This window comes from Asanoa sp. NPDC049573 (assembly GCF_040676615.1).
Classification (GTDB): Bacteria; Actinomycetota; Actinomycetes; order Mycobacteriales; family Micromonosporaceae; genus Asanoa.
The window spans coordinates 162423-180612 of sequence record NZ_JBFAPI010000016.1; the positions used below are offsets into that span (position 1 = coordinate 162423).

Sequence of the window (18190 nt, forward strand, 5' to 3'; positions counted from 1 at the left end):
CCGGCAATCGCGTTGCCGGCCGGCCCGGGGGCCACTACCGAGGACCGGTGCGTCGACATCTCCGCCGACGGTCAAGCTGGCCCGTTATCGGTTATGAAGTTGTGGAGCGGGGGAGCGACCTGACGGTCACTCCCCCGCACACGTCAACGCCGCAGGCCGAGGCGCTCGATGAGCGCCCGGTAGCGGCTGATGTCGGTCTTCTGCAGGTAGTTGAGCAGCCGCCGCCGACGGCCGACCAGCAACAGCAGGCCACGCCGGCTGTGGTGGTCGTGCTTGTGCACCTTGAGGTGCTCGGTGAGGTCGGCGATGCGCTTGGTGAGAACGGCCACCTGGACCTCCGGCGAACCGGTGTCGCCCTCGGCGGTCGCGTATTCCGCGCGGATCTTGCTCTTCTGCTCCTGATCGAGCGCCATGATCTCCTGCGTTCGTTGTGATGGTGACGAACCTCGCACCCGCGGCGTCGTGCAGGCACGCGAGGCCGGGCGTCGGTGACCCGACGTCTCTATCAGGTTACCAGCCCGGCATCGATCGGCCTCCGGGACGTCACTCGGCCAGCGCCTCCCTGGTCTGCACGACGTCTTCGCCGATCTGCGCGACGAGCGGGTCGACACCGTCGAAGCGGAGCGTCTCGCGCAGCCGGGAGACGAAGTCGAGAGCCACCCGCTCGCCGTAGAGGTCACCGTCAAAGTCGAGGATATACGCCTCGACCCGCCGCTCTCGGCCGGAGAAAGTCGGGTTCGTCCCGATCGAGATCGCGGCCCTCAGCCGCTCACCGCCGCGCCGCCACAACCACCCGGCGTAGATCCCGTCGGCCGGAACGGCGGCATACCGGTGGACGCTCAGGTTGGCGGTCGGGTAGCCGATCTCCCGCCCCCGCTGGTCACCGCGAACCACGATCCCTTCGAGCCGGTGCGGTCGCCCGAGCGCGGAGGCGGCGGCCCGGACATCGCCGGCGTCGATGCAACTGCGGATGTAGGTCGAGCTGAAGACGGTGTCATCAGCGGACACCAGCGGCGCTCCTTCGACGGCGAACCCGAAGGTGCGCCCGAGCCGCTCCAGCAGCGGAACGTCGCCGGCGGCCTTGTGCCCGAACCGGAAGTTCTCCCCCACCACCACGAGCGAGGAGTGCAAGCTCTCCACGAGCACGTCGTGCACGAACTCCTCGGCCGGCAGCCGGGAGAAATCCTGCGTGAACGGCACGACGCAGAGCACGTCGACCCCGAGTTCCTCGATCAGCTCAGCCTTGCGGGCCGGCTCGGTCAACACCGCCGGGTGCGACCCCGGCCGCACCACCTCGGCCGGATGCGGGTCGAAGGTCACGACAACGGACCGCACTCCGAGATCTCGGGCCCGCTTCACGAGGTGCCCGATGATCGCCTGATGCCCCCGGTGCACCCCGTCGAACACCCCGATAGTGACGGCAGAGCGCCCCCACCCCCCAGGCACAGCCTGATAACCCCGCCACCGCTCCATGGGGGAAAGCCTAGATCGAAGGGTCGGATCCCGGTCAGCTGGCCGCCAGCACAATCTCCGGCTTGGCCTTGTCTCCATGCTCGCTGACCACGGCCAGCAGGTCACCCGCCGGCCCGAGCACGGCATAGGGCCCGGCGATGCCGGCGGCGACGAGCGGGCCGCCGTGTGACAGGACCCGGGCCTCCTCGTCGGTGGCCGACCGCGTCGGAAGAAAACGACGCGCCGCATCGGCCATCGGCAGGTTGACCACGTCGGGCGAAACGGCCTCGAGCTCCGCCAACGTGCGCGCCTCGGCCAGCGAGAACCCGCCGACGGCGGTGCGCCGCAACGCGGTCAGGTGACCACCGACGCCGAGTGCGATGCCCGCGTCCCGGGCGATCGCCCGGATATAGGTGCCGGACGAGCAGGTCACGTCCACGTCGACGTCGACAAGATCGCCGACCCGGCGGACGTCCAGGACCTCCAGCCGGGAGATCGTCACTCGCCGGGCGGGCAACGCGATCTCTTCCCCACCCCGCACCCGCTTGTAGGCCCGCTGCCCGTCAATCTTGATCGCGCTGACCGCACTGGGCACCTGGTCGATCTCCCCGCGCTGCGCGTGCAGCGCCGCCAGGACCGCGGCGTCGCTGATTCCGGCGGCGGAGGCGGACGAGACAACCTCGCCCTCCGCGTCGTCGGTCACGGTCGCCTGCCCGATCCGAACCGTCGCCACGTAGGACTTGTCGGCGCCGATCACGTACGTCAGCAACCGGGTGGCCTTGTTGACCCCGATGATCAGCACCCCGGTGGCCATCGGGTCGAGCGTGCCCCCATGACCGACCCGCCGCGTGCGCGCCAACCGCCGCACCCGGGACACGACGTCGTGCGAGGTCATCCCGCCCGGCTTGTCGACCACGATCAACCCGTCACCACTCACGGCGGTCAAGCCTGCCAGACGCTCACCGGACGGCACCCACCACGGCCCAACCCCCGGACCGCAGCCGCAGCAGCAGCGCTACGCACCGGACGACGACGAACAAGGTCAACCCCGCCCAGATCCCGTTCAGACCCCAGTCCAGCGCGTACGCGGTCCAGATGGCCGGAACGAAGAACCCCAGCGCGGCCACCACCGTGGTATCCCGCAGGTAGCGCACGTCGCCCGCGCCGATCAGCACCCCGTCGAGCGCGAACACCAGCCCGCCGATCGGCTGCATGGCCACGAACCACGGCCAGGCGACGGCGGCCTGGTCGCGCACGGCGGCGTCGGAGGTGAACAGCCGCGGCACGATCCCGGTGCCGGCCGCGATGACCACCGCGAACGCCACGCCGCAGACGACCCCGATCAGCGCGATCCGCCGCGCCAGCGCCCGCGCGAGGTCGGCGTCACCGGCACCCAGCGCCGCGCCGACCAGCGACTGAGCCGCGATCGCGACGGCGTCGAGCACCAGGGCGGTGAAGAACCACAGCTGCATCGCGATCTGGTGCCCGGCCACGGTGGCGGTGCCGAAGCGGGCGGCCACCGTGGTGGCCGACAGGAAGCTGAGCTGGAACGCGCCGCCGCGGATCAGCAGGTCGCGGCCCATCCGGAGTTGCTCGCCGATCACGCTGGGGCGCGGCCGCCAGGCGATCCGCTCGCGGAAGAGGGCGACCGCGAAACAGGCGCCGGCCACCGTCTGCGCGACCATGTTGGCGATCGCCGAGCCGATCAGCCCGAGGCCGGCCGGGTAGACCAGGATCGGGCACAGTGCCGCCGACAACACGTTGGCGCCGAGCACGAAGAACAACGGCCGGCGGGTGTCCTGCACGCCGCGCATCCAGCCGTTGCCGGCCGCGGCCAGCAGCAGGCCGGGTGCGCCGAGCGCGGCGACCCGCAGCCAGCGTGCGGCCGAGCCGGCGATCTCCGGGTTGCCGGCCAGCGCCTCGGCCAGCGGCCCGGCCGCGAACTGCATGCCGACCGCGATCACCAGGCCGGCGCTGAACGCCAGCCACGAGGCCTGCAGGCCCTCTTCGACCGCGGCGGTGCGGTCGCCGCTGCCGAACCGGCGGGCGGCCCGGCCGGTGGTGCCGTAGGCCAGGATCGTGCCGAGCCAGGCGGCCATCGTGAGCACGGTGCCGCCGACCGCGACCGCGGCCAGCGGGACGCTGCCCAGGTGCCCCACGACCGCGGTGTCGACCAGCACGTAGAGCGGCTCGGCGGCCAGCACGACCAGGGCCGGCAGGGCCAGCGCGGCGATCCGGCGCGGTGCGGCCGAGGTGGTGGCGGTGGCGGTGGTGTCCATCGGGAGGCATCGTGGCATGCGCGTTGTAAGGAACGCAAGCGCGACACGTGCCTTACAGGGGAGAAAAGCACAAGGACCTGTTGTCGCGGTTCGTCGACGGTGGCGAACGGCGACAGCAGGTCCTTGGGGCGAGCGTGCGGGAAACCCCCTTACTGGCGGGTGTCCATCGACGTCTGCAGGGCGCGACGGGCGGCTTCGCGGGCCTCGTCGGTCTGCTTCTCGTGCTTGCGCTTCGAGCTCATTGCAGGGTCCTTCCAGGGCGGTGTGGCCGGTGGTCGCCGGACGGCGGCGCCGGGATCGCCGGCGCGGAGCGCGTCACAACGTCAACCCCGGGTCTGGTGGGACCCTGGAGGCGGTGCGCGGGTGCACGGCGGGTTACTGCCGTGTCACCACCCAAGCTAACGTTCAGGTCCCAGATTTCGCGCCACGTTCCCAAAAGGCGGAACGATCGTTCAGCGCGCGAACAGGTGCCAGCCCAACCACCACCAGAAACCGAGGAAACCGATCCGCCCGACCGGGATCCGGCCCACCTCGTAGGCCAGCACGTGGGTGCACACATCGCCGAGCGTCGGTATCGTCGACCCCTTGCGCCGGGCCAGCACCTCGACCACCGCGAACGCGACGATCGCGGCGAGGAAGCCGGCGATCGCGACCGAGCGGGTCAGGCTCATCGCCGCACCAGCGCCCAGAAGCCGGTGAGCCAGGCGAAATAGGCGGCCGACCGGAGCACCTCGTCTTCCAGCAGCGGGTCGGCCAGCTTGGAGAAGGTCGGGTATGCGGCCATCGAGCCGAGCACGAACGTGCTGGCCTCGAACAGCACGAAGATCGCGACCGGCACCAGCCACCAGGCCGTGCCGGGGCCCAACCGGGCCGGCTCCGGTCGCCGGCCCCGGCCGGCGAGCCCGAGCCAGAGCAGCGAGCCGCCCAGGCAGATCGTGTAGAGGTTGGCCCGCGTGGTGAACGACGGCAACTGGCCACCGACCAGCGAGAGGAACGCGAGCACCAGGAGCGCCGGAGCGGAGCCGCCGCGCGCATCGGTCGCGACCTCGGTCCGCGACTGCTCCATCCGTCGATTGTGTCCGGTGTCACACCGGAGCGGCTACCCCAGCTGGGCGCGGATCGCGTCGACGACCTCGTCGACGGTGCCGCGGCCGGTGAAGCCGGCGGCCAGCTTGTGGCCGCCGCCGCCGAGCGCCACGGCCACCCGGCTCACGTCGACACCGCCCTTGCTGCGCATCGACACCGCCCACTCGGCCGGGCCCACCTGCTTGACCACCAGGCTGACGTCGGCCTCGGCCGCACACCGCACCGAGTCGATCAGCGGCTCCAGCACGTAGGGCTTCTGCCGGTGCGTGGCCAGGTCGTCGAGCGTCGCGTAGGTCCACACCAGACCCCGACCACCGGCCGCGGCGGGCTCCAGCCTGGCCCGGCAGAGCACGTCGCCGTAGAGCCGGACCGCGCCGAACGGCCGGGTGTCGAACACGCGGCGGGATATGTCACCCGGGCTGATCCCGGTCTCCAGCAGGCGCGCGGCCAACTCGTGCACCGACGGCGTCGTCATCGCGAACCGGAACGAGCCGGTGTCGGTGGCCAGCGCGACGTAGAGGCATTCGGCGATCTCGACGTCGAGCGGCACGTCGAGCCGGCGGAGCAACTCCTCGGCGACCACCGCGGTCGCCGCGGCGTCGGGGTCGACGATGTTGACGCTGCCGAAGCCGGGGTTGGAGGCGTGGTGGTCGAGCACCACCGAGGTGCCCGCCGTGGCCAGCCGGCCGACCAGGCCGCCGAGCCGGGAGACGCTCGCGGCGTCGAAGCAGAGCACCAGGTCGGGGGCGGGCTCCGCGGCGGCCTCGGGCACCAGCAGGTCGAGACCGGGCAGGGCCTGGAACGGCTCCGGGACGTCGGGCGGGCCGGGGAAGGTGGCCTGGAGGTTGGCGACGCCGAGGCGGCGCAGCCCGAGGCCGAACGCGAGCATGCTGCCCAGCGCATCACCGTCGGGGTTGACGTGGCAGATGAGCAGCACCTTGTCGGTGGGGCGCAGGCCGCGCACCGCCGCGACAGCGGTGCCCCAGTCGGCCTCGCCCGGGCGTGCGGACGTGCCGGCGGCCACCGCCGTGGCCGAGACGTCGGTCACGAGCGCTCCTCGATCGGGGCGTCGTTGGCCACCTCGTCGTCGTCCTCGTCATCGTCGTCGTCGAGCTTGTAGGGCTGCGCGTCGCCCGCGTAGGTCGCGCCGGCGGCCAGCCGCTGCACCTCGGCGTCGGCGTTGCGGGCCTTGGCCAGCAGGTCGTCGATGTGCTTGGCCTGGTCCTGCACGTCGTCATGGATGAACGTCAGGGTCGGCGAGTGCCGCAGGCCCAGGGCCTTACCCACGGTGCTGCGCAGCACGCCCTTGGCGCTGTCGAGCGCGGCCGCCGTGGCGGCCTGCGCGGCGGCGTCGCCGAGCACCGTGTAGTAGACGGTCGCGTCGCGCAGATCGGCGGTGATCCGGGCGTCGGTGATCGTGATCATGCCGAGCCGAGGGTCCTTGATCTGGGTGCGCACCACCGAAGCCACCAGCTCCCGCACGCGCTCGGCGTGCCGGCGCACCTTGGCCGGGTCCGTCATGTCGTCACCTCCGCCGTCTTGCCTACGCTCAGACACTACCCGCGTCCTGGGCAGGTGATTCGACCGCCGTTGGCCCATCACCCGGGCACATACGCCCGCTACTGTCAGTCATCTTCAGCGTGCGTCCGGCGTTTCGCGGACAGCAACTCGATCTCCGGCCGGCCGGCCATCAGGCGCTCGCAGGAGTCGAGCACCCGGCCCACCTGACCGGCATCGGGCGCGACCACGGCCACCCCGATCTCGGCCCGGCCGACCAGGTCGAGAGCGCCGACTTCGGCGGCGGCGACCTCGAAGCGCCGCAGCGCGGCGACGATCGGACGGACGTATGAACGCTTGGCCTTGAGCGACCGTGAGTCGCCCGGCAGAAGCACGTCGAAGACTGCGGTTCCGGTGTACATCGGCGCACAGCCTAGCGCCGCGGCGAAGCGAACGGGCGGGCGGCCGAAGCCACCCGCCCGTTCGAACCAGCCACGCTCTAGCGCGGCTTCTCGCGCATCTCGAAGGTCTCGATGACGTCGCCGACCTGGATGTTGTTGTAACCAGCCAGGGTCAGACCACACTCGAAGCCCTCGCGCACCTCGGTCGCGTCGTCCTTGAACCGCTTGAGCGAGCTGATCGTGACGTTGTCGGCCACGACCGCGCCGTCGCGGAGCAGGCGCGCCTTGGCGTTGCGGCGCAGGAGACCGGACCGCACGATACAACCGGCGATCTGGCCCACCTTCGACGAGCGGAAGACCTCGCGGACCTCCGCCGAGCCGAGCTCGACCTCTTCGTACTCCGGCTTGAGCAGGCCCTTGAGCGCGGCGTCGATCTCCTCGATGGCCTGGTAGATGACCGTGTAGTAACGGATCTCCACACCCTCGCGGTCGGCTGTCTCACGGACCTTGTTGGAGGCCCGCACGTTGAAGCCGATGATCGTGACCGCCTCGGACGAGGCACTGGCCAGCATGACGTCGCTTTCGGTGATCGCGCCGACGCCCCGGTGGATGATCCGAAGCTGGACCTCTTCCGGAATGTCGAGCTTGAACAGCGCGTCTTCGAGAGCCTCGACCGAACCCGAGACATCGCCCTTGAGCACCAGGTTGAGCGAGGTCTTCTCGCCCTCCTTGAGCTGCTCCATGAGCGTCTCGAGAGTGGCCCGGCCGCGCGAGTTGGCGAAGCTCGCCGCCCGCCGCCGTGCCTGCCGCTGCTCGGCGATCTGCCGGACCGTGCGGTCGTCTTCGGCCGCCAGGAACGTGTCGCCCGCACCCGGCACCGCGGTCAGACCGAGCACCAGGACCGGACGCGCCGGACCGGCCTCGACGACCGCCGTGCCGTTCTCGTCGAACATGGCCCGCACGCGGCCGTGTGCCCCACCGGCCACGATGGAGTCGCCGGCGCGCAGCGTGCCCTTCTGCACGAGGACGGTCGCCACCGCACCGCGGCCCTTGTCGAGGTGCGCCTCGATCGCGACACCCTGCGCCGGCCCGTCGATCGGAGCGGTCAGCTCCAGCGACGCGTCGGCGGTCAGGATGACGGCCTCGAGCAGTTCCTCGACGCCGATGCCCGGCTTGGCCGCGACGTTGACGAACATCGTGTCGCCGCCGTATTCCTCGGCGACCAGCCCGTACTCGGTCAGCTGCTGGCGGACCTTGTCGGGGTTGGCGTCGGGCTTGTCGATCTTGTTGACCGCCACCACGATCGGCACGTCGGCCGCCTTGGCGTGGTTGAGCGCCTCGATCGTCTGCGGCATCACGCCGTCGTCGGCCGCGACCACCAGGATGACGATGTCGGTGACCTGGGCACCACGGGCACGCATGGCGGTGAACGCCTCGTGACCCGGGGTGTCGAGGAACGTGATCGCCCGCTCGCTGCCGTCGTGTGCGACGTGCACCTGGTAGGCACCGATGTGCTGGGTGATGCCACCGGCCTCGCCCTCGACGACGTTGGCCTTGCGGATCGCGTCGAGCAGCTTGGTCTTGCCGTGGTCGACGTGACCCATGACGGTCACCACCGGCGGACGGCTGACCAGGCGGTCTTCCGCGACCTCGGCGTCGAGGTCGATGTTGAACTGCGCGAGCAGCTCGCGGTCTTCGTCTTCGGGGCTGACGATCTGCACGTCGAAGCCGAGGTGCTCGCCGAGCAGCAACAGCGTCTCGTCGGAGCACGACTGGGTCGCCGTCACCATCTCGCCCAGGTTGAACATCTCCTGGACCAGCGAACCCGGGTTGGCCTCGATCCGGTCAGCGAAGTCGGAGAGCGACGCGCCGCGCGACAGCCGGACGATCTGCCCGCTGCCCCGCGGGGCACCCGAGCTCATCGTCGGCGCGGACAGGTTGTCGAACTCTTGACGCCGCTGCTTCTTCGACTTGCGACCCCGGGTCGGCTTGCCACCCGGACGCCCGAAGGCACCCGCGGCACCGCCGCCGCGACCGCGACCGCCACCACCGGGACGACCCGGCGCACCGGCACCAGCCGGACCGCCGCCGCCACCGGGGCCACCACGGTAGCCACCGCCACCGGCACCGCCACCGGGACCGCCGCGGTAACCGCCACCGCCGCCGGCGCCACCGCCGGGACCGCCGCGGTAACCACCGCCGCCGCCACCGCCACCGGGACCGCCGCGGTAACCACCGCCGCCGCCACCGCCACCGGGACGACCCGCGCCGCCGCCGGGACCGCCGGGACGACCGGGACCGCCGCCGGCCGGGCGGCCGGGACGCTGGGTCGGCATCGACGCCGGGCTCGGCCGCGGCGGCATGGACGCCGGGCTGGGCCGCGGCGGCATCTGGCCCGGGCTGGGCCGCTGGCCGCTGCCGGGACCGGCCGGACGGTTGCCGCCACCACCGGGAGTGATGCCGAACGGGTTGTTGCCGCCGCTGCGGCCCGGCGGACGGCCGGGACCGGGACGCGGAGCGCCGCCGCCTGGCGCACCGGAACCGGTGCCGGGAGCGGGACGCGCGGCCGGCGAACCGGGCCGCGGCGGGACGCTGCCCGGACCCGGACGGGGTCGGGTCTGCGCGCCGCCTTCGGCCGGGGGCTCACGCCGGACCTGCTCGCGCTCCTGAGCGCGGGCCTCCTGCGCGGCCTTCACGGTCGCCTGCTGCTCGGCCTTGAGTTGCGCGGCGCGCTGCTCGGCAGCGGCCACCTCGATGTCGTGTGCGCTCGCCGGCTTGGCGACCGGCGCGGGCGGCGGGCCCGGAACCGGAGCCTTGGGCCGCGCGGCCGGGGAACCGGACGATGCCGGTGCCGTCGGCCGGCGGGGCGGCGCGGGCTTGGCCGACACCCGCGGCTCATCGGACGCGGCGGGGCCGCTCCTGCCGTTGGTCGTCGGCGCGGACGGCGCCGCTGGCGCGGAACCCTCCACGAACGCACCGCGGAGCCGGCGGGCTACTGGTGCCTCCACCGTGCTCGACGCGGACTTGACGAACTCGCCCATCTCCTTGAGTTTGGCGAGAACGGTCTTGCTGTCGACCCCGAGCTCTTTTGCAAGCTCGTGTACGCGGGCCTTGCCTGCCACTGCACTCCTCACTCCGAGGCCGTGCGGGCAGCACCCGCAGCGACCTCACTCGTGCACTTGAAGCCTGGTCATCTCTGGGACTTCATCGTGTGCTCATGTCGGTCTGCCTACCTTGCTGCTGCGACACCCGCCCAGTCGGATGATCGGGCGTAGTGGTTGACGCGTGGATGTGCCCGGCCAGCTCGCCGGTGTCTGCGACACCAACTTTACGTAGCGCCCGCCCGAAGGCGTGGCGTTTGCACGCTAGCGCGAGGCAAGCCGGATCGGGGTGCACGTGCGCGCCCCTCCCCGGCAGTCTGCGGGCCGGATCGGGTCGAAGTCGGTAATGATCTCCGTCGCCGACCGCGACGAACCGCAGTAGCTCGTCAGCTGACACACGCTGCCGGCAACCCACACAGGTGCGCACCGGCCGCGCACGTCGAGCCGTCATCAAGTCTACCCCTATGCCCCCGCGGGCGCTCCGCCCGGCTCCGTCGCGTGATCCACACCGCGTTGCTCACCGGCATCGCGATCCTCGGCCGCCGGCTCGGCATCGGACCGGATATCGATGCGCCAGCCGGTCAACCGGGCCGCGAGCCGGGCGTTCTGCCCTTCCCGGCCGATCGCGAGCGAGAGCTGGTAGTCGGGAACGGTCACCCGCGCGGTGCGGGTGGCCAGGTCGACCACGTCGACCCGCAGGGCCTTGGCCGGCGACAGCGCGTTGCCGACGAAGTGGGCCGGGTCGTCGGACCAGTCGATGATGTCGATCTTCTCGCCGTGCAGCTCGCTCATCACCGCGCGGACCCGCTGGCCCATCGGCCCGATGCAGGCGCCCTTGGCGTTGACTCCGGACACGGCGGCGCGTACGGCGATCTTGGAGCGGTGCCCGGCCTCCCGGGCGATCGCGGCGATCTCCACGCTGCCGTCGGCGATCTCCGGGACCTCGAGCGCGAACAGCTTCTTCACCAGGTTGGGGTGCGACCGCGACAGGGTGATCTGCGGGCCGCGGAAGCCCTTGGCCACGTGCACGACGACGCAGCGGATCCGCTGGCCGTGCCCGTAGACCTCGCCGGGGACCTGCTCCGACTGCGGCAGCACGGCCTCCAGCTTGCCCAGGTCGACGGTGACGATGCCCTTCTCGGTGCGCGCCTCGTGCGCCTGGATCACGCCGGTGACCAGGTCGCCGTCGCGGCCGACGTACTCGCCGAAGTGCACCTCGTCGGTGGCCTCGCGGAGCCGCTGCAGGATGACCTGTTTGGCGGTCATCGCGGCGATCCGGCCGAAGTCGTGGGGGGTGTCGTCATACTCCCGGGTGACCTCGCCCTCCTCGTCGACCTCCTGGGCGTAGACGAGGGCGGCGCCGGTCTTGCGGTCGATCTCCACCCGGGCGTGCGTCTGCGCGCCCTCGGTGTGCCGGTAGGCGGTCAACAATGCGGTCTCGATCGCCGCGAGGATGGTCTCGAACGGGATCTCCCGTTCGCGCTCCAACGCGCGGAGCGCCGCGAGGTCGATGTTCACCTCTGCTCCTCCATTCCGTCCTCGTCGTCGTCGAATTCCGCGAGATCGTCGTCGGCCACCTCGTCGACCCGGGTGAACTCGACCTGCACCCGGCCGGGCCCGAGATCGTCGTGGGCGATCGCGGTGTGCTCACCGGCCACGTCCAACATGACACCGGCGTCGTCGACGCCGACCACCCGACCGGTGATTGGGCCGACCTTGACCAGCCGGCCGATGTTGCGGCGCCAGTGCCGGGGCAGCGTCAAGGGCCGGTCGACGCCGGGCGAGCTGACCTCGAGCTGGTATTCGCCGGTGACCAACTCGTCGCCGCTCTCCTCGGCCGCGTCGAGGGCGGCCGAGACCGCCCGGGACACGTCGGCGACGGCATCGAGGTCGAGCCCGCCGTCCTTGTCGACCACCACCCGCACCACGAACCGGCGGCCGGCGCGCGAGATGGTCAGGTCTTCCAGGTCGTAGCCGGCGTCGCCGACCACAGGCTCCACGACGGCGCGCAACCGCGCCCGGCGGGCGGCCAGGTCGCCGCGCGGCCCGCCCGGTCGTGGGCCGGGCGCGGGGCGCCCGCCGGCGGCTCGGCTTCGTTGTGCCATCTGCCACCCCTTCACGTACCTCGGCCGCGCAGGGGTCAGCGCCCATGCCTCAGCGCCACCGGACCCTCGTCCGGTGGCTGGGCAGAGCCTAACGCGCTGCGCCACGGGCCAGCCGGCCGGCGCACCGAACCCCCCGACCGGGCCGGCCATGGTGTTGACTGACCAGGTGCGCGGCGGTGATGAAAAGGACGAAACTCCCAATCGGGTACGGCGGCGCGCCGTGCTCGGGTTCGGCGCGGTCCTGCTGGCCGGCGCGGCCGGTGGCTGTGGGTTGCTCGACCGCGGGCCCGACGAGCCACCGCCGCCGGACCCGCTGCTCCCGCTGGCCGACGAGGCCGGCCGGCTGGCCGTCAGCTACCGGCTCGCCGCCACCGACTTCCCGGACCGGGCCGCGACGCTGACCCCGATCGCCGAGGCGCACGACGCGCACGCCAAGGAGCTGGCCCGAATCATGGCCACCGCGGCCCCGAGCCCGGCCGGCTCAGCCTCGGCGGGTGCCGAAACCGGCACGGTCGAGGACCGGATCGAGGCACTCCGGGTCGCCGAGAAGGCCGGCTACCAGGCCGCGATCCAGGCCTGCCTGGCCGCGCCCGCCCACCGTGCGGCGCTGGTCGGCTCGATCGCCGCCGCCCGCGCCACACACCTGGAGGCCCTCAAGTGACCGGGGAACTGCCGGCCGCGCTGGCCGCCGAATACGCCGCGATCTTCGCGTACGGGCCGATCGGGGTCCGGCTGACCGGGGCCGAGCAGGACGCGGCCCGGGCCGCCGAGGCGGCGCACCGGAGCCTGCGCGACGCCCTGGTGCTGACCCTCAACGGCACCGGCCTGCCACCCGCCGCGCCCGCCTACCGCCTGCCGGAGCCGGTCGTCGACCGGGCCGCCGCGCTGCGGGTGGCGATCGCCGTCGAGGAGAAGGCGGGCGCGGTCTGGCGGGCGGCCCTGACGGCGACCGTCGGCGCCCAGCGCCGCCAGGCCCTCGACGCGCTCACCGGCTGCGCCGTGCGGGCCACCCGCTGGCGCCGGTTCGCCAAGGTCGACCCGATCACCGTGACATTCCCGGGCAAGATCCCGTCTTAGGGCGATTTGCCAGCCGCATACTCCGTATGCATACTCAGTAGCCATGTCCATCAGACACGGCCTGCTCGCCCTGCTCGAGCGCGGCCCCATGTACGGCTACCAGCTGCGCGCCGCCTTCGAGGAGTCGACCGGCGCCACCTGGCCGCTCAACATCGGGCAGGTCTACACGACCCTGTCCCGCCTCGAACGGGACGGCCTGGTCCGTCCGCTGCCGGAGAACGAGGGCGGCCAGCGGCCGTACGAGCTGACCGATCTGGGTCGCGCTGAGATCACGGTCTGGTTCGCCACCCCGATCAGCCGCACCGACCGACCGCGCGACGAGCTCGCCATCAAGCTGGCCCTCGCGCTCACCACCCCCGGCGTCGACGTCCGGGCGGTGGTGCAGACCCAGCGCACGGCCACCATCCAGACCCTGCAGGAGCTGACCCGGCTCAAGTCGCGCTCCGACGAGCCCGGCGACATGTCCTGGCGACTGATCCTCGACGCGATGGTCTTCCAGGCCGAGGCCGAGGTGCGCTGGCTCGACCACTGCGAGGCCAGCCTGGTCCGCTACAAACCACCGGCACCCGGGTCGGTCGCGACCCCGGAGAGCGCCGACCACCGTACGGAGGCCCACCGGTGATCCTCGAACTGCGCGGCGTACACCGCACCCACGGCACCGGCGAGACCGCCGTGCACGCCCTGCGCGGCATCGACCTCGCGGTCGCGGCCGGCGAACTGGTCGCGGTCATGGGCCCGTCCGGGTCGGGCAAGTCGACCCTGCTCAACCTGGCCGGCGGGCTCGACTCGCCGAGCCGGGGCGAGGTCCTGGTCGAGGGCGAGATTCTCGGCACCCTGGGTCGCAAGGAACTGGCCCGGATCCGCCGCCGGCACGTCGGCTACGTCTTCCAGGACCTCAACCTGCTGGCCAGCCTGACCGCGGTGGAGAACGTGGCGCTGCCGCTCGAGCTCGACGGGATGAGCGTGCGCAAGGCGCGCAGGCTGGCCGCGGTCGCGCTCGACGAGGTGGGGCTGGCCGAGCTGGCACCGCGCTTCCCCGACGAGATGTCCGGCGGCCAGCAGCAGCGAGTGGCGATCGCCCGGGCGCTGGTCGGCGAACGCCGCCTGGTGCTGGCCGACGAGCCGACCGGCGCGCTCGACTCGCAGACCGGCGAGGCCGTGCTGCGGCTGCTGCGCAGCCGGGTCGACGCCGGTGCGGCCGGCGTCCTGGTCACCCACGAGGCCCGCCACGCCGCCTGGGCCGACCGGGTGGTCTTCCTGCGCGACGGTGTCGTGGTCGACACCACCAGCCCGGTCGGCGAGCCCGAACAGCTCCTCGGAGCGAAGGCATGAGTGCGTGGCGGACGGCCCTGCGGATCGCGCTGCGCGAAGCCCGCCGGGCCAAGGGGCGCACCGCCATGGTGCTGGTGCTGATCACCCTGCCGGTGGTCGGGCTGGCTTTCGCGGCAGCCACCTACGACATGTTCGACCTGCGGCCGGCCGAGAAGATCGACCGCCAGATCGGTGCCGCTGACGCGCGGATCCAGTGGTACGACAGCGCGCCGCTGCAGCAGGACCTCATCGGCGAGAACTGGCAGAGCGAGCAGGCGGCACCGCGCGACCGGCAGGGCGACCCGTTCAAGCCGACCGAGCGCGACCTGCTCGAACAGCTGCCGCCCGGCAGCAAGGTGCTGCCGACCAGCTCCACCTGGCTCGAGATGCGCACGGCGACCGGCATCGGCGGTGTCGAGGTGATCGGCGTCGACGCCGGCGACCCCATGGCCAAGGGCATGGTCACCGTGCTCGACGGGCGGGCGCCGAAGACCGGCACCGAGGTGGCGCTCAGCCGCCGCGCGCTGGACCGGCTCGGCACGAAGCTCGGCGGCACCGTGCAGGACGCCGCGCGCACCACCACGTACTCGGTGGTCGGTGTGGTCGAGACGCCCAGCGACCTCGGCGAGGTCATGGTGACGCCACCCGACCCGGAGCAAGCCGGCGGCTGGCTGGTCGACACGCCCGGCCCGGTGCTCTGGTCCGAGGTCCGCACGCTCAACGCCAAAGGCATGGTGGTCTTCTCGCGCTCGGTCGCGCTCGACCCGCCCGCCAACCCCGAGGGCGTGCTCGAACGGACCGGCGGCGGCGTCGGCGGCGGCCTGAAGGTCGCCGCCATCGTCGGCGGGCTCGGCCTGTTCGAGGTGGTGCTGCTCGCCGGCCCCGCGTTCGCCATCGGTGCCCGCCGGCGCCGCCGCGAACTGGCCCTCGTCTCGGCCAACGGCGGCACCCCGGCCCACCTGCGCCGGATCGTGCTGGCCGACGGCATCGTGCTCGGCCTGGCCGGTGCGGTGCTCGGCGTCGGGATCGGCGTCGCCGGTGCGGTGATCGCCCGCCCGCTGGTCGAGGTCTACGTCGCCAACGAGCGGGCCGGTGGCTACCGGGTCTATCCGGTGGCGCTCGCCGTGGTCGCCGGCCTCGCGCTGCTGACCGGCCTCCTGGCCGCGCTGGCACCGGCGGTGGCCGCCGCCCGGCAGGACGTCGTCGCCGCCCTGACCGGCCGGCGCGGTGCGCTGCGCTCCCGGCGCCGCTGGGTGCTGCTCGGCATCGGCCTGGTCGCCGTCGGCGGCCTGGTCGCGGTCCTCGGCGCGAGCACCTCGCGGGCCGAAGGCCTCGTGGCCGGCCTGGTGCTCGGCGAGTTGGGCCTGGTGCTGGTCACGCCGGCCCTGGTCGGGCTGGTCGCCTCGTTCGGCCGGTGGTTCCCGCTCGGCCCCCGGATCGCGCTGCGCGACACCGCCCGCAACCGGGCCGCGGCGGCACCGGCGATCTCCGCGGTGATGGCCGCGGTGGCCGCCTGCGTCGCCATCGGCACGTTCCTGGCCAGCGACAACGACCGCCAGGTCGAGCAGTACCGCACCGGCCTGCCGCTCGGCTACGCCGCCGTCCAGCTCGGCGACGCGACCGAGGGCGTCCCGACCGTCGAGCGGGTGGCCGCCGCGGCGGCCGGCAGCCTGGCCGTCACCGGCGTGCGCCAGGTCGACACGATCGGCTGCCCGAAGGTCGACGGCGAGCAGCCCTACTGCTTCGTCCGCCCCGCCATGCCCACCGAGCTGGCCTGCCCGTTCTCCAACGCCAGCGGCGCACTCACCGACGAGCAGAAACAGCAGGCCCTGGCCGACCCGCGCTGCCAGGCACCCGCGTTCCAGTTCGGCAACCTGCCCTTCACCACCGTGGTCGGCAACGGCGACAACCTCGGCGCGCTGTCGCAGCCCACGGCGGACGACATGCGCGCGGCCACCCAGGTGCTCGCGGCCGGCGGCGCCGTGGTCAGCGATCCGCGGCTGGTGCACGACGGCACCATCACCCTGCAACTGGGCGGCGACTCCGACGACGGCACCGGCGAGAAGATCTTCAAGACGGCGACCGTCCCCGGGTACGCGCTGCGCAGCGGCCTCGAGGTGGGCCAGGGCATAGCGGCGGCGGGCATGCAGCGCAGCTATCTGTCGCCGGCGGCGGTGGCCGCGCTCGGGCTGGAGACGGTGCCCGAGGGCTTCGTCATCGCCACCGCCCGGGTGCCTGACCAGGCCGCGCAGGACCGGCTGGCCGCATCGGTGGCCGAGTTGCCGGGCCGCGGCTACGCCAGTGTCGAGACCGGCCCGCCGACCGGCACGCCGACCGAGGTGCTGATCCTCGCGGCGGCCGCGATCCTGGTCGCGCTCGGTGCCACGTTCGTCGCGACCGGTCTGGCCGCGGCGGACGGCCGGCGCGACCTGTCGACGCTGGCGGCGATCGGTGCCGCGCCGAGCGTGCGGCGCGTGCTCACGCTCAGCCAGTCCGGCGTGATCGCGGGCCTCGGCTCGCTGCTCGGCACGGCGGCCGGGCTCGGCTCCGGGTGGGCCATCCTGGCCGCCTACAACCGGCAGTTCGCGGGCAACTGGCCGCGCGAGGTCCCGTACCCCTTCGCGGTGCCCGGTGTCGTCCTGCTCCTGCTGGTGTCGATCCCGGTGATCGCGATGCTGGGCACCGGCCTGCTCACCCGGGCCCGGCTGCCGATCGAGCGACGCGCGGACTGAACGACGGGCACACTGTGCCGATGTCAGTCTTCCGGGCGACCGCCCGCCGCCTCGGACCCACCCGGTTCCTCTATCGGGTGGGTCCGTTGCTCGTGCCGCTGGACCGCGTCGTCAGCCGGCTCACCCGGGGCCGCGTGGTGGCCCTCGGCCTGATCCCGTCGGCCCTGCTCAGCACCTGCGGGCGCCGCACCGGCCGGCGGCGCGACAGCCCGCTGCTGTGCCTGCCCGACGGCGACGGCTGGGTGGTCGTCGGCTCCAACTGGGGACGCCCCGCCCAGCCGGCGTGGGTGCTCAACCTGCTCGCCGACCCGGCCGCGACCTTGACCCTGGGCGGTGCGGCGGTGCCGGTCAAGGCCCGCCTGCTCGACGGCTCGGAACGGGCGGCGCAGTGGGCCCGGGCGGTCGACGTCTGGCCGGGCTACCTGGCCTATCAGAAGCGGGCGGGCCGGCCCATCCATGTGTTCCGGCTCGAACGGGTCTGACCCCGTCCGGCGTACCGGCATCGTGCCATCCCGGCGGCCGGCACGAGCGTCCGGCTGGGAGCGCACCCACCATGGTTCGCATGACCCACATCCATTGGATCGGCCCCACCTGAGGCGACACAATGACGCCCGTGAGCGACGAGCCGAACCCCTACCTGGCAAACCCACGCTGGGTGGTGGCCGAGCTGGTCGCTGACGCGGCCCGCCGGCGCTATCCGGCCGACATCCTCGCGATCGGCGTGCACGGCTCGCTCGCGCACGGCGACGACACCGACACCAGCGACGTCGACCTGGTCGTCGTCACCTACAAGCAGGGGGCCGGCCCACGGCCGGTCACCCGCCGCGTCGACGGTGTGCTGGTCGACCTGGGCGTGGTCGGCGCCGACGAATACCTCCGCCACGCCCGCACGCTGTCGACCTCGTGGCCACTGGCGGCGGACCGCTACGTGACCACGAAGCCGATCCACGACCCCGACGGTTGGTTCGAGAAACTCCGCGACGTGCATCTGGGCCGGCTCGCGGAGGCGCGCACCGCGGAGTTCACGACCCTGGCCCGAGAGGCGTGGTGGGGGGGGGGGGGGGGGGCCCCCCGGGGGGGGGGGCGGGCCGCCGGAGGGGGGGAGAGCGGGGGGGGGGGGGAGAGGGTGGGTGGTTGGGGGGTGATGTC

20 protein-coding genes are annotated in these 18190 nt (G+C 72.8%); 7 read left to right on the forward strand and 13 right to left on the reverse strand.

What is annotated here, in order from left to right; translation table 11 throughout:
• Positions 1-143: 143 nt before the first annotated feature.
• The 13 genes from rpsO to rimP all read right to left on the reverse strand — a co-directional run bounded on the left by rpsO (position 144) and on the right by rimP (position 11921).
• A complete protein-coding gene (gene rpsO / locus AB0J74_RS29880; RefSeq protein ID WP_089254609.1) occupies positions 144-413 on the reverse strand; it encodes a 30S ribosomal protein S15 in 270 nt (89 codons plus the stop codon).
• Positions 414-543: 130 nt separating this feature from the next.
• Positions 544-1473: a bifunctional riboflavin kinase/FAD synthetase gene (locus tag AB0J74_RS29885; protein ID WP_363453787.1), complete on the reverse strand. Its 930-nt coding sequence runs from the start codon at positions 1471-1473 to the stop codon at positions 544-546.
• 34 nt (positions 1474-1507) lie between these two features.
• The gene (gene truB / locus AB0J74_RS29890) at positions 1508-2389 is read right to left on the reverse strand and encodes a tRNA pseudouridine(55) synthase TruB (protein WP_363453789.1); all 882 of its coding nucleotides are present in this window, start codon (positions 2387-2389) and stop codon (positions 1508-1510) included.
• A gap of 22 nt (positions 2390-2411) precedes the next feature.
• Positions 2412-3731, reverse strand: coding sequence for an MATE family efflux transporter (locus tag AB0J74_RS29895; RefSeq protein ID WP_363453791.1), 1320 nt, complete (start codon positions 3729-3731; stop codon positions 2412-2414).
• A gap of 452 nt (positions 3732-4183) precedes the next feature.
• Positions 4184-4402, reverse strand: a complete 219-nt coding sequence (locus tag AB0J74_RS29900) for a DUF6186 family protein (RefSeq protein WP_363453793.1) — start codon at positions 4400-4402, stop codon at positions 4184-4186.
• Entirely contained in the window at positions 4399-4797 is a 399-nt protein-coding gene (locus AB0J74_RS29905) for a hypothetical protein (RefSeq protein ID WP_363453795.1), read from the reverse strand. Before AB0J74_RS29905 ends, AB0J74_RS29900 begins: the two co-directional genes overlap by 4 nt.
• Before the next feature lie 33 nt (positions 4798-4830).
• Entirely contained in the window at positions 4831-5865 is a 1035-nt protein-coding gene (locus tag AB0J74_RS29910; RefSeq protein ID WP_363453797.1) for a bifunctional oligoribonuclease/PAP phosphatase NrnA, read from the reverse strand.
• Complete coding sequence (gene rbfA, locus AB0J74_RS29915; protein WP_363453799.1) at positions 5862-6338, reverse strand: 30S ribosome-binding factor RbfA; 477 nt, start codon at positions 6336-6338, stop codon at positions 5862-5864. The genes AB0J74_RS29910 and rbfA overlap by 4 nt, the downstream gene beginning before the upstream one ends.
• 104 nt (positions 6339-6442) lie before the next feature.
• The gene (locus tag AB0J74_RS29920; RefSeq protein WP_363453801.1) at positions 6443-6736 is read right to left on the reverse strand and encodes a DUF503 domain-containing protein; all 294 of its coding nucleotides are present in this window, start codon (positions 6734-6736) and stop codon (positions 6443-6445) included.
• 77 nt (positions 6737-6813) lie between these two features.
• Entirely contained in the window at positions 6814-9837 is a 3024-nt protein-coding gene (gene infB, locus AB0J74_RS29925) for a translation initiation factor IF-2 (protein WP_363453803.1), read from the reverse strand.
• A gap of 82 nt (positions 9838-9919) precedes the next feature.
• Complete coding sequence (locus AB0J74_RS29930; RefSeq protein ID WP_363453805.1) at positions 9920-10267, reverse strand: YlxR family protein; 348 nt, start codon at positions 10265-10267, stop codon at positions 9920-9922.
• An 11-nt stretch (positions 10268-10278) separates the two neighbouring features.
• Positions 10279-11334 carry a transcription termination factor NusA gene (gene nusA, locus AB0J74_RS29935; RefSeq protein ID WP_363453807.1) on the reverse strand — a complete coding sequence of 352 codons (1056 nt, stop codon included), beginning with the start codon at positions 11332-11334 and terminating at the stop codon, positions 10279-10281.
• Positions 11331-11921 (reverse strand): ribosome maturation factor RimP, encoded by a 591-nt coding sequence (rimP, locus tag AB0J74_RS29940; RefSeq protein WP_363453809.1) that lies wholly within the window; start codon positions 11919-11921, stop codon positions 11331-11333. The genes nusA and rimP overlap by 4 nt, the downstream gene beginning before the upstream one ends.
• A 220-nt stretch (positions 11922-12141) precedes the next feature.
• On the opposite strand from rimP, the gene AB0J74_RS29945 reads away from it, so the two are divergent.
• The 7 genes from AB0J74_RS29945 to AB0J74_RS29975 form a co-directional block, all read left to right on the forward strand.
• Entirely contained in the window at positions 12142-12582 is a 441-nt protein-coding gene (locus tag AB0J74_RS29945; RefSeq protein WP_363453811.1) for a hypothetical protein, read from the forward strand.
• Complete coding sequence (locus AB0J74_RS29950; protein ID WP_363453813.1) at positions 12579-12998, forward strand: ferritin-like domain-containing protein; 420 nt, start codon at positions 12579-12581, stop codon at positions 12996-12998. The genes AB0J74_RS29945 and AB0J74_RS29950 overlap by 4 nt, the downstream gene beginning before the upstream one ends.
• A 43-nt stretch (positions 12999-13041) precedes the next feature.
• Entirely contained in the window at positions 13042-13620 is a 579-nt protein-coding gene (locus AB0J74_RS29955; RefSeq protein ID WP_363453815.1) for a PadR family transcriptional regulator, read from the forward strand.
• Positions 13617-14330: an ABC transporter ATP-binding protein gene (locus AB0J74_RS29960; RefSeq protein WP_363453817.1), complete on the forward strand. Its 714-nt coding sequence runs from the start codon at positions 13617-13619 to the stop codon at positions 14328-14330. The genes AB0J74_RS29955 and AB0J74_RS29960 overlap by 4 nt, the downstream gene beginning before the upstream one ends.
• Positions 14327-17041 (forward strand): FtsX-like permease family protein, encoded by a 2715-nt coding sequence (locus AB0J74_RS29965; protein WP_363453819.1) that lies wholly within the window; start codon positions 14327-14329, stop codon positions 17039-17041. The genes AB0J74_RS29960 and AB0J74_RS29965 overlap by 4 nt, the downstream gene beginning before the upstream one ends.
• 20 nt (positions 17042-17061) lie before the next feature.
• On the forward strand, positions 17062-17523 hold the full coding sequence (locus AB0J74_RS29970) for a nitroreductase/quinone reductase family protein (protein ID WP_363453821.1): 462 nt from the start codon (positions 17062-17064) through the stop codon (positions 17521-17523).
• A 131-nt stretch (positions 17524-17654) separates the two neighbouring features.
• The coding region (locus AB0J74_RS29975; RefSeq protein WP_363453823.1) for a nucleotidyltransferase domain-containing protein at positions 17655-18190 on the forward strand (536 nt) is incomplete at its 3' end.